Annotated in this window: 8 protein-coding genes and 2 pseudogenes; 5 read left to right on the forward strand and 5 right to left on the reverse strand. The window is 66.8% G+C overall.

Features of this window, described 5'->3' with window-relative positions; genetic code table 11:
* Nucleotides 1-8: 8 nt before the first annotated feature.
* Complete coding sequence (locus ASE48_RS14725; protein ID WP_057167866.1) at nt 9-920, forward strand: IclR family transcriptional regulator; 912 nt, start codon at nt 9-11, stop codon at nt 918-920.
* On the opposite strand, the gene ASE48_RS14730 is transcribed toward ASE48_RS14725, so the two are convergent.
* A complete protein-coding gene (locus ASE48_RS14730) occupies nt 921-1,127 on the reverse strand; it encodes a DUF4287 domain-containing protein (RefSeq protein WP_057167867.1) in 207 nt (68 codons plus the stop codon).
* A gap of 73 nt (nt 1,128-1,200) precedes the next feature.
* Nucleotides 1,201-3,273 (reverse strand): RecQ family ATP-dependent DNA helicase, encoded by a 2,073-nt coding sequence (locus ASE48_RS14735; protein ID WP_057167868.1) that lies wholly within the window; start codon nt 3,271-3,273, stop codon nt 1,201-1,203.
* Between the two features lie 106 nt (nt 3,274-3,379).
* On the opposite strand from ASE48_RS14735, the gene ASE48_RS14740 reads away from it, so the two are divergent.
* On the forward strand, nt 3,380-5,131 hold the full coding sequence (locus ASE48_RS14740) for an alpha/beta hydrolase (RefSeq protein WP_057167848.1): 1,752 nt from the start codon (nt 3,380-3,382) through the stop codon (nt 5,129-5,131).
* Nucleotides 5,132-5,150: 19 nt separating this feature from the next.
* Here the strand turns inward: ASE48_RS14740 and ASE48_RS14745 are convergent, their stop codons facing one another.
* Nucleotides 5,151-6,278 (reverse strand): substrate-binding domain-containing protein, encoded by a 1,128-nt coding sequence (locus ASE48_RS14745; RefSeq protein ID WP_235571211.1) that lies wholly within the window; start codon nt 6,276-6,278, stop codon nt 5,151-5,153.
* A gap of 57 nt (nt 6,279-6,335) precedes the next feature.
* On the opposite strand from ASE48_RS14745, the gene ASE48_RS14750 reads away from it, so the two are divergent.
* The 3 genes from ASE48_RS14750 to ASE48_RS14760 all read left to right on the forward strand — a co-directional run bounded on the left by ASE48_RS14750 (nt 6,336) and on the right by ASE48_RS14760 (nt 9,512).
* Entirely contained in the window at nt 6,336-6,701 is a 366-nt protein-coding gene (locus ASE48_RS14750) for a MarR family winged helix-turn-helix transcriptional regulator (RefSeq protein ID WP_057167849.1), read from the forward strand.
* A gap of 520 nt (nt 6,702-7,221) precedes the next feature.
* Complete coding sequence (gene fmdA, locus ASE48_RS14755; RefSeq protein ID WP_057167850.1) at nt 7,222-8,466, forward strand: formamidase; 1,245 nt, start codon at nt 7,222-7,224, stop codon at nt 8,464-8,466.
* The gene (locus ASE48_RS14760) at nt 8,466-9,512 is read left to right on the forward strand and encodes an alpha/beta fold hydrolase (protein ID WP_057167851.1); all 1,047 of its coding nucleotides are present in this window, start codon (nt 8,466-8,468) and stop codon (nt 9,510-9,512) included. Before fmdA ends, ASE48_RS14760 begins: the two co-directional genes overlap by 1 nt.
* A gap of 6 nt (nt 9,513-9,518) precedes the next feature.
* On the opposite strand, the pseudogene dmpG reads toward ASE48_RS14760, so the two are convergent.
* Together dmpG and ASE48_RS32700 are read right to left on the reverse strand one after the other, a co-directional pair.
* Nucleotides 9,519-10,642 (reverse strand): annotated as a pseudogene (gene dmpG, locus ASE48_RS14765) (4-hydroxy-2-oxovalerate aldolase).
* Nucleotides 10,639-10,752, reverse strand: a pseudogene (locus ASE48_RS32700) (acetaldehyde dehydrogenase (acetylating)); the annotation flags it as partial. The pseudogenes dmpG and ASE48_RS32700, both read right to left, overlap by 4 nt.

Raw genomic sequence — 10,752 nt, forward strand, 5'->3', positions numbered from 1 at the left:
TGCGCAGCATGTCCGTCCCCCCATCACCAGGCCGCGCGTCACCGCCCACCGAACGGGTGATCGCCGTCCTGGCTTTCCTCGCCCGACATCCGCACGACCGGTTCGGGCTCTCCGAGCTGGCCCGCCGCGTCGAGCTGAGCAAGCCCACCTGCCTGGGCATCCTCACCGCCCTGACCGAGGCGGGCTATCTGGTGCGCGACGCCGGGGAGACCGGCCGGGACAAGACCTATCGACTGGGTCCGACGCTGATCACTCTCGGCCACATCGCGCAGGAATCGCTGCGGGTCAGCCCGTCCGCCCGTGACGAGCTGCGCCGGCTCTCGGAGGCCTACGGCGCCACCGCTGCGCTGTCCGGGGTTGTCGATGACCGGATCACCCTGCTCGAACTGGTTGCACCGCCGGGCACGCCCGCCACCGTGCGGGTCGGGCAGAGCTACCCGTTCGCTCCGCCGGTGGGTCTGATGTTCGTGCTGTGGGACGAACGTGCGGTCCGCGACTGGCTGCACAAGGAGCCGACGATTCCGTTGCGCACCGACACCGAGCGTTTCGAACGGGTGATCACCGAATGTCGCGCCTCGGGCTACCTCGTGGAACGACTCACCCCCGGCGGACGACGGCTGTATGCGCTGATGGCAGGCATGTCCAACACGTTGCCCGACGAACTGCGGGCCCTGCTGGGCGAATTGGTCTCTGATATCGGGGAGCGGGTCTATCTGCGTGGCGAGGACGGCCCCGAAGGACGCCACGACATCAGCGTCATCGCCGCGCCGGTGTTCGACCACCACCAGCGCCAAGTCATGGTGGTCTCACTGCAGATCGGTCATGCGCTCACCGATGCCGAGATCGGCTCACGCGCCGAGGGTCTGCTGGTGACCGCCGATGCGCTCACCGCCCGCCTCGGCGGCTCCAAGCCGGTGTGATCACGCGCCTTCGGCAAGCGTGTGCGCGACCAGTGCGTTGGCGTGGCCATGACCAACGCCGTACTCGGATTTGAGCAGACCGACCAGCTCCATGTGCTTCGTCAGCCCCGAGTCGCGAATCAGTTGCTGCCATTCAGCGATCGGTCGTCCGTATTTCTTCTCGATCGAGGGAAAATAACTGGCGGGCCCCTTCACGATGTCAGCCATCGTCATGCTCCTTCATCCGGTGCGTTGTCTCCAATGCAGACTTACTCCGCGACGCGGACTCATCGCGGACACCTCAGCTGGTACTGGCGAGCGCGAGCGGCAGCACGTCGGCCGCACCGGCCGCGCGCACCGCACGGGCCGCCATCGTCAGCGTCCAGCCCGTGTCCGTCATATCGTCCACCAACAGCACGGTTTCACCGTCGATCGCCGTGGGTGCCTCCCACGCGCCGGTCAGTGCGGCCACCCGATAGGCGGAGTTCGCAGCGGCCACCGGCCGGTGTTCGGGCGAATACTGCAGCACACCAAGGTTGTTCAGCCGGCCCATCTCAGCCAGCCGGGCCGCCAGCGACCTGATCAGGATCGGGTGACTGACCGAATCCAGCGCCAGCACCGCGGTCGGTCGCTGCGCCCAGTTCCACGATTTGAGCACGGCGACGGCGGCGGCGATCACCTCATCGGGCACGTCCGCATCCGGGGCGTCCAGCAGCTTGCGCAACCGGGCTCCCCACCCCAGGTCGGTGAGCCTGCCGATGACGCGGCCCGCAGCGGGACCGTCGGCGATCTTTCCGGAATGCTCGATGCCGAGCTTGCCGAGACCGGTGGGCCACTGCTTGCGCGGAGTGATCTCGACGCCGGGGCGCATCAGCTGCTCCCGGGTGGCCTCGGCCGCGCCGGCGTCCACCTCGGCGTGGTACGCGGAGCCGGCGCAGTTGTCGCACCGACCGCACGGCTGGGGGCCGAGTTCGGGATCGTCGAGTTGCTTGCGCAGGAACGACATCCGGCAATCGGGGGTGCTCTGATAGTCGAGCATCGCCTGCTGCTCGCGTTTGCGCGCCTCGTCGAGGTGGCGGTAGCGGGGTTCGTCGTACTCCCAGGGCTGCCCGGTGCCGATCCAGCCGCCCTTCACCCGGCGCACGGCACCGTCGACGTCGAGCACCTTGAGCACCATCTCGAGCCGGGACCGGTTGAGGTCCACCAGCGGTTCCAGTGCGGCGGTCGACAGCGCCCGGTCCGGTTCGAGCGCGTCGATCACATGGCGCACCATGGCTTCCGACGGGAAGGCCACCGACGCGAAGTACCGCCACACATCGGCGTCCTCGCGGCCGGGCAGCAGGATCACCTCCGCGCTGGCCGTCGAACGACCGGCGCGGCCGACCTGCTGGTAGTAGGCGATCGGCGACGACGGCGCGCCCAGATGGACCACGAAGCCGAGATCGGGCTTGTCGAAACCCATCCCCAACGCCGACGTGGCGATCAGCGCCTTGACCTTGTTGTTGAGCAGGTCGGCTTCGAGTTGTTCACGTTCGGCGGCTTCGGTGGAGCCCGTGTAGGAGGCCACGGCGTGCCCCTGGTCGCGCAGCAGGGTGGCGATATCGTGAGCCTGCGCGACGGTCAGCGTGTAGACGATGCCCGATCCGGGTAGCGAATCAATATGTGCTCCCAACCATGCCGCGCGCTGGGCCGGTCCGCCCGCCTGCACCACCGACAGCCTCAGCGACTCACGGTCCAGCCCGCCGCGCAGCACCAGGGTGTCCCCACCGCCGACCCCCAACTGCGCCGCGACATCGGCGACCACCCGGTCGTTGGCGGTCGCGGTGGTGGCCAGCACCGGGACGTCGGAGCCCAACTCGGCGATCAGCGTGCGGATGCGCCGGTAGTCGGGCCGGAAATCGTGGCCCCAGTCCGAGACGCAGTGCGCCTCGTCGACCACCACCAGCCCGGCGTCGGCGGCAAGTGCGGGCAGCACGGCGTCCCGAAAGTCGGGATTGTTCAAGCGTTCCGGGCTGACCAGCAGGACGTCGAGTTCGCCGGCGTTGACCCGCTGGTGCACGGTGTCCCATTCGGTGACATTGCTGGAGTTGATCGTCGCGGCCTTGACCCCTGCCCGCTCCGCCGCGGCCACCTGGTTGCGCATCAGCGCGAGCAGCGGAGACACGATGACGGTCGGCCCGCGCCCCTCGGCGCGCAGCAGCTTGGCGGCGATGAAGTACACCGCCGACTTGCCCCACCCGGTGCGTTGCACCACCAGCGCCCGCTTGCGCTGCACCACCAGCGCCTCGATCGCGATCCACTGGTCATCGCGCAGTGTCGCCTGCGGCCCGGCGAGCTGCTCCAGAATTGCCTGCGCGTCAGCCCGTGTTGCCATGGCACCCATCGTGCCCGGTCCGACCGACAGTCACGAAAGTGGCAGAAACTGCCAAGCGTGTCGCTTAATCGCCGCGGGGGCGTGCGCGCCGTGGTACAGCTAACTCATGGACAACGGGGGAGCTGTCGGTCGGGTCGGTGCGTTGGCGGTGGCGTTGGGGATCGGATCTGCGGTGATGATCGGGGGTTGCCCGGTCGCGGCCGCCGACTCCGCAGGCACATCGCAGGCGCCGGGCAACGCCACATCCGCCGAGCAACCGGCACCTTCCGAGCAGAACGAGAGCCCGCCGCGCAGCGTCGATACCCACCCCACCACCCGCAACCCGGCCGAGGACTTCGCGTCCCGGGTACGTGGCGCGCTGCGCGATGCATTCGGTCGCCGGGGCCCGCAACGCGCCGAAGGCGACACCACCCCTGGCAGTGACACCCGAGAACGCAAACGGGCCGAGCGCGAAGAAGCGGCTCTCACCCGACCCGACAAGCGAGTCACCCTGGCGTCAGGGGACGCGGCAGATCCGAACAGCGATCCAGGGCGCGAGCCGATCGACTCGGCAACCGTCGAGGACGAATCGATCGCCGGCATTCCGCGGTCTGCACCCGCGACGACCATCGAGGTGCGGGCCGCCGCGGCCCAACGCACACCCGCCATCCACGGAGGCTTGGTCAACACCGTTGTCGCAGCGGTGCGAAACGTGTTCGCGGCACTTTCGGCGAATTCGACTCCCGATACACCGGACGTCACCCCGGCCGCCTGGGCGTTGCTCGCCGCCGCGCGGCGCGAGATCAACCAGACGATGCATCCGCGGACAGCACAGGCCGGCGGGGTGGTAGCAGAACGGGAGCTCGAAGCCGCCGCTGCATCGACCACCTTGGCGCCCGGAATCGTGGTGCCACCCGAACTTTCGGACAAGGTGACCACCACCGGTCGGCCGTCACTGATCGACATCATCACGGTGCGCGCCATGGAGGTGATCAAGCGCGTCAGCCAGTTCATCGGCGTCAACATCACGATGCAGTTGGGCCGGGTGATCACCACGCCTACCCCGCCGTGGTTCACCACGATCGGCCTCGACGTCACCAAGGACACCTACGAGGGCGGTGATGTCTGGGTGATCTCCCGGCCGAACCCGACCGACGAACGCGTGATCGCGGTGCACGGCAGCGGATTCATCTTCAACCCCAACATCATCCACTGGATGGACTACGCCCAGATGGCGCGCGAAACCGGCGCCACGGTGATCGTGCCCCGATATCCCTTGATCCCGAACGGTGGCAACGCGGCCAATTCAGTCCCCGCCATGGCCGATTTCATTGCCGCCGAGGTCCAAACGTACGGCGCCGAGAATGTCAGCGTCTATGCCGATTCGGCCGGCGGCAACCTCTCCACGCTCGCCGTGCAGAAGATAGTCCGCGAGTGCGGCGGCGACGCCGGCTGCCTGACCGCCCGCGTGCCCTCCCGCATGGTTCTGCTCTCCCCCGCCCTGGACGGGAAAGGCATGTTCACCGACCCGAACGCGGCGTTGACGAATGACCCGGTCACCTGGGTCCCCGCCAAAGATCTGGAGTACTACCAGTCCTGGTCCACCGGTCCGGAAGAGCTCTGGAACCCGATGATCGGCCCCACCGAGGGCATGCCGCCGACGGTGATCTACGTGGCCTCACGCGAGCAGTCCGCCCCCGGTGCCCTGCTCTACGCCGCACGCCTGGTCAACGCGAACCCCGCCGCCGATATCTCCGTGGTGATCGGGATGGGGCAGATTCACGACTGGGCGCAGGGCGGCTACCTGCCGATCAATTCCCAGGCGGCGAAGTATCGTCGCGCCATCTACCAGCAGCTGGGAATCCTCGACGTGACCTGACGGCGCCAGGCGCTTTCGCTCAGTGGACCCTGGCGATGACGTCGAGTTCGACGCCGCGCGCCACGGCGAGGTGCACCGGGTGGCGGGCCGCCCCCTGCCGGAGATCGACCGGTCCGTGTGGGGAATCCCAGCCCCAGCCGTCGAAGGCGCGCCTGGCGTCTTCGACGGTGGGCACCGAGGCGCCGGCGATCCCGGCCAGGAGGTGCACCCCGGAGTAGGTCGTCTCGGCCATCGTCCCCGGTTGTGGTGCGGCCGACTCATCTATCGGCCCGGTACCGTTGACCAGGTCGAATGCCCGGGTGAATCCGGCAGTGAATTCAGCGGCCGACGCCGATGCCAGCCCCGCGAACCAGCCCGCTGAGACGAAGAGGTTTCTGGTTGCGCCGCTTCCGCTGGCCAGTACCACGGTCTCGTCGGTGAACGGGCTGAAGCGGGCCACCGTGGCATCCAGGCCGGCCCCGGCGAACGCCCTGTTGAAGCGCACCGCGTCGGATCCCACCAGCAGGGTGACGACACCGTCCGGTTCGGTCGCGGCGATATCGGCCAGCACCTGCTCCCAGGCATGCGGATCCTGCACACCCAACGGCACGAACCGCTCCCCCAGGATGGAGATGTCGGAACCCTCCAATCCCGCCCGGGTCGCCGCCGCCGAACCGCGCGGCCACACGTAGTCGTTGCCGACGATGAACCACCGGCGTAACCGGAGTTCGGTGCGCAGCCAGCGCAACGAGGCAATGATCTGGTCCCCGGGTACCTCACCGCTGCACAGCACACCGTCACTGCGCTCGCCACCCTCGTATGCGGCGGCGTACACGTAGGGGATCCTGCCGCCGACCACCTTGGCGATGGCCTGCCGGGCATTGGACAGATGCCATCCGGTCACGGCATCGATGGAGCCGGCCTCCATCAGGTCCCTGATGCTGCCGGCCACCGCGGCCGGATCGCCGCCGGCATCGACGTGGACGAACTGCACCGAGCGGCCGGCGACCCCGCCGGATGCGTCGATCTCCGCGGCGGCCAGTTCTGCCGCCGCGTGGCATTCGAGCCCGAATATCCCCGCCGGACCGCGACGCGGCAGGGCCAACGCCACCCGGAACTCGGTGCGCTGTGCACGAGACCGTTCCGCCCGGGCGGCCGCATCTGGCATGCTGTGGACTCCCGGGATCACTTCCACCGGTGCATCGTTCGATCGAGAAGGCAAGTCATGGACGACCTCGTCGAGGTACTCGCGTTGCTTCGGCGCGCCGCCGTCGTCGCTGCCGAGATCGACGGCGCGCTCGCCGGTACCGACCTCACCGTGGACCGCTGGCGCGCCCTGCACGTCGTGCACCACCGTCCGGGATGCTCGATGTCCGACATCGTCGAGGCACTGGCAGTTCCGTCCACTTCCGCGACACGCATCGTCGATGCGCTGGTCGAACTCGGCGCGGTCTACCGCACCGTGTCGCAGCAGGACCGCCGCCGAACCACTCTGCGATCGTCGTCGCATGGTGCCGAACTCCTTCGAGCCGCGGAGTCAGCAATCACCCCAATGGTTTTCCTCAAGGAAAGTGACCCCACGCCAATCTAGGACGTGCGTGTTGCACCAGTGTAAATCCGCGTGGCCGGGTGTATACCTCGATCGACGACAGACGTGACAGCCCGGTGAACTTCGCGCTCCGGTCGGGCGCATCGCGCGTTATCTCTTGACGTCGCGCTCGGCGGGTGTAGGTTCGACATTATTCCCAAATGGGAACATTGTGGTCGATCAGTGGAGGCTCACGTGCCACGTTACCGCTACCGTTGCGCCGTAGACGGCCCCTTCGAACTGCACTTCACCATCGGCAGCGCCCCCACCTCCGTGGAATGTCAAACATGTTGCGGCACAAGCAATCGCGTGTACTCCCTTGCAGGGATGCTGACCTCCGACCCGGTCGGCGCGTGCATACTCGACCTGCATGCGGAGTCCCAGTCGGCGCCCACCGTCGTCCGCAGACCGGTCGGCACCGCAGCAGGGTCGCCCGGTCGCTACGCGGACCCACGCCACCGGCTGTTACCCAGACCGTAGAAACCGCAGTGTGAGAACACTTTCCGATACCGAGGAGTCATGCATGCCTGAGCTCATCTTTCCCGTCGATCAGAGCAAACCGTTCCGCGACCAGCAGCTCGTCGGCCACAACCGATGGCATCCCGACATCCCGGCCGTGGCGACGGTGAAATCGGGCGACAGCTTCCGCGTCGAGTCCAAGGAATGGTTCGACGGCACCATCGTCAACACCGATGATGCCAACGATATCCGCGACTGCGACCTGTCGATGGTGCACCAGCTCTCTGGCCCGTTCGCGGTCGAAGGCGCACAACCCGGCGACCTGCTCGTCGTCGATATCCTCGACGTCGGCCCGGTACCTCAGCAGAGCGGGCCGGTGGCCGGCCAGGGCTGGGGATACACCGGGATCTTCGCCAAGGAGAACGGTGGCGGATTCCTCACCGACTGGTTTCCCGCCGCCTACAAGGCGATCTGGGATTTCACCGGCCAGAAGGCGACCAGCCGACACGTCCCCGGCGTGGAATTCACCGGCCTCATCCATCCGGGACTGATGGGTACCGCACCCAGCGCCGACCTGCTGGCCAACTGGAATCACCGGGAAGCCCAGCTCATCGCCACCGACCCGGACCGGGTGCCGCCCCTGGCGTTGCCACCGCAACCGTCCAACGCGGTGTTGGGCAGTCTGACCGGGGCCGACTATGAGCGGGCTGCTGCCGAAGCCGCCCGGACCGCACCACCCCGGGAGAACGGCGGCAACCAGGACATCAAGAACCTGTCCAAAGGCAGCCGGATCTTCTACCCGGTGTTCGTCGACGGTGCCAACCTGTCGCTGGGTGATCTGCACTTCTCCCAGGGGGACGGGGAGATCACCTTCTGCGGCGCCATTGAAATGGGCGGTTATATCGATCTGCGGGTGGAGATCATCAAGGGCGGTATGGAAACCTACGGCGTCACCACCAACCCGATCTTCATGCCAGGCATCGTCGAGCCCCGATATTCCGAGTTCCTGACGTTCGTCGGATTCTCGGTGGACCGCAACGGAACTCAGCACTTCCTGGACACCACACTGGCCTACCAGAACGCCTGCCTCAACGCCATCGAGTACCTCTCCAAATTCGGTTGGACCAAGGAGCAGGCGTACCTGATCCTTGGCGCAGCCCCCGTGGAGGGGCGTCTCTCCGGCGTCGTGGATGTGCCCAATTCGTGTGCCACGCTGTATGTCCCGACCGCGATTTTCGATATCGACATACGGCCGTCGACCACCCCACCGCAGCTTGTCGACCGCGGTCAGTGCGCGGTGAGCAACTGATGCCGGCACCCACCGACGCCGAGTATTTCGATCTCGGCGATGTCACCCTGCAGAACGGCCGCACGCTGCGAAACGCCCGGCTCGCCTTCAAGACCTACGGCGAACTCAACGCCGACAAGTCGAACGTGATCGTCTACCCGACCTGGTATTCGGGCTGGCACACCGACAACGAGTGGCTCCTCGGTGCGGGACGGGCGCTCGACCCTGCCGAGAAGTTCATCATCATCCCGAACATGCTCGGCAACGGCCTGTCTTCGTCGCCGTCCAATACGCCGGCGCCCAATGACGGACCTCGTTTCCCGGCAGTCACGTTCTACGACCAGGTCGAAGCGCAGCATCGGCTGGTCACCGAGAAGTTCGGCATCTCGTCGATCGCGCTGGTGACGGGCTGGTCGATGGGAGCGGGACAGACGTATCAGTGGGCGGTGAGCCATCCCGAGATGGTGCAACGGGCTGCGCCGTTCTGCGGTTCCAGTATGACCGCACCGCACAACAAGGTGTTCCTGGAATCCCTGGTCGCAGCGATCACTGCGGATGCGGCATTCCAGGAGGGCGATTACGACCCGGACAAGCTGCCGGTCAAGGGATTGCGTGCGTTCGCACGGGTCTACTCGGGCTGGGGCTACTCGCAGGCGTTCTACTGGGAGGAGACGTGGCGCGAGCTCGGCTACACCTCGTTCGACGACTTCCTGTACGGGTTCTGGGAAGGCTTCTTCCGTGACGGTAGAGACCCCAATAACCTGATCGCGATGATCGGTACCTGGCACAGCGGAAACGTCGGCAATACACCGGGTTTCGACGGTGACGTGAAGAAGGCGCTCGCCTCCATCAGGTGTCCGCTACTGGCCATGCCCGCCGAGAAGGACCTCTACTTTCCGCCCGAGGACGAGCAGTGGGCAAGTCAGTTCATCCCGCACGGCGAGGTGAGGGTCATTCCCGGCATCTGGGGACACTTCGCCGGAGGCGGCGCCAACGCCGCCGACACCGACTTCATCGATGCCGGCCTGCGCGAACTCCTCGCCGCCCCCGGCTACTCGCCGGCCTAGCGATGCTCAGGCGTTCTGCGCCTCTTGTTCGCGTTTGATTTCCAGGGCGATGTCGATGAGTTGGTCTTCCTGGCCGCCGATGAGCTTGCGCTGCCCGGCGCGGTGCAGCAGCTGGTGCGCCGGGACGCCGTAGCGTTCGGACTGGCGGATGGCGTGCTTGAGGAAGCTGGAGTACACCCCGGAGTAGCCCATGATCAGGGCGTTGCGGTCGAGCAGGCATTCGGCGGGCATGGCCGGGCGGACCACATCCTCGGCGGCGTCGGCGATCTCGAAGAAATCGATACCGGTCTTCACGCCGATCTTGTCGAAGACACCGATCATGGCCTCCACGGGTGCGTTGCCCGCACCGGCGCCGAAGCGGCGGGGTTCACGCCGATCTTGTCGAAGACACCGATCATGGCCTCCACGGGTGCGTTGCCCGCACCGGCGCCGAAGCGGCGGGTGCTGCCATCGATCTGCTTGGCACCGGCGCGCACGGCCTCGATGCTGTTGGCCACGCCGAGCCCGAGATTCTCGTGCCCGTGGAATCCGACCTGGGCGTCCTCGCCGAGTTCGGCGACCAGCGCGGCCACCCGGTCAGCGACCTGGTCGAGCACCAGTGCACCCGCGGAATCGACCACGTAGACGCACTGGCAGCCGGCATCGGCCATGATGCGGGCCTGGGCGGCCAGCTTCTCCGGGCTGATGGTGTGGGACATCATCAAAAAGCCGACGGTCTCCAACCCGAGTTCGCGGGCCAGCCCGAAGTGCTGGATGGAGACATCGGCCTCGGTGCAGTGGGTGGCGATCCGGCAGATCTCGCCACCATTGTTCTGCGCCTCCTTGATGTCCTCCTTGGTGCCCACACCTGGCAGCATCAGGAAGGCGATCTTGGCGTTCGTGGCGGTCTGGGCCGCCAGCTTGATCAGTTCCTGCTCAGGCGTTTTGGAGAACCCGTAATTGAAGCTCGAGCCGCCCAGCCCGTCGCCGTGGGTGACCTCGATGACCGGCACCCCGGCCGCATCGAGTGCGGCCACGATGGAGCGCACCTCGTCGGCGCTGAACTGATGACGCTTGTGATGGGACCCGTCGCGCAGCGACGTGTCGGTCATCCGGACATCCCACACCGGGTTGAAGAAAATATCGCTCATGCTTGCGCTCCTGCCGAGACACGTTCCTTGGCGATTTCCTCGCCGACCTTGGTGGCCGCCGCGGTCATGATGTCCAGGTTCCCGGCATAGGGGGGCAGGTAATCACCGGC

It is taken from the genome of Mycobacterium sp. Root265 (assembly GCF_001428895.1).
GTDB lineage: Bacteria > Actinomycetota > Actinomycetes > Mycobacteriales > Mycobacteriaceae > Mycobacterium.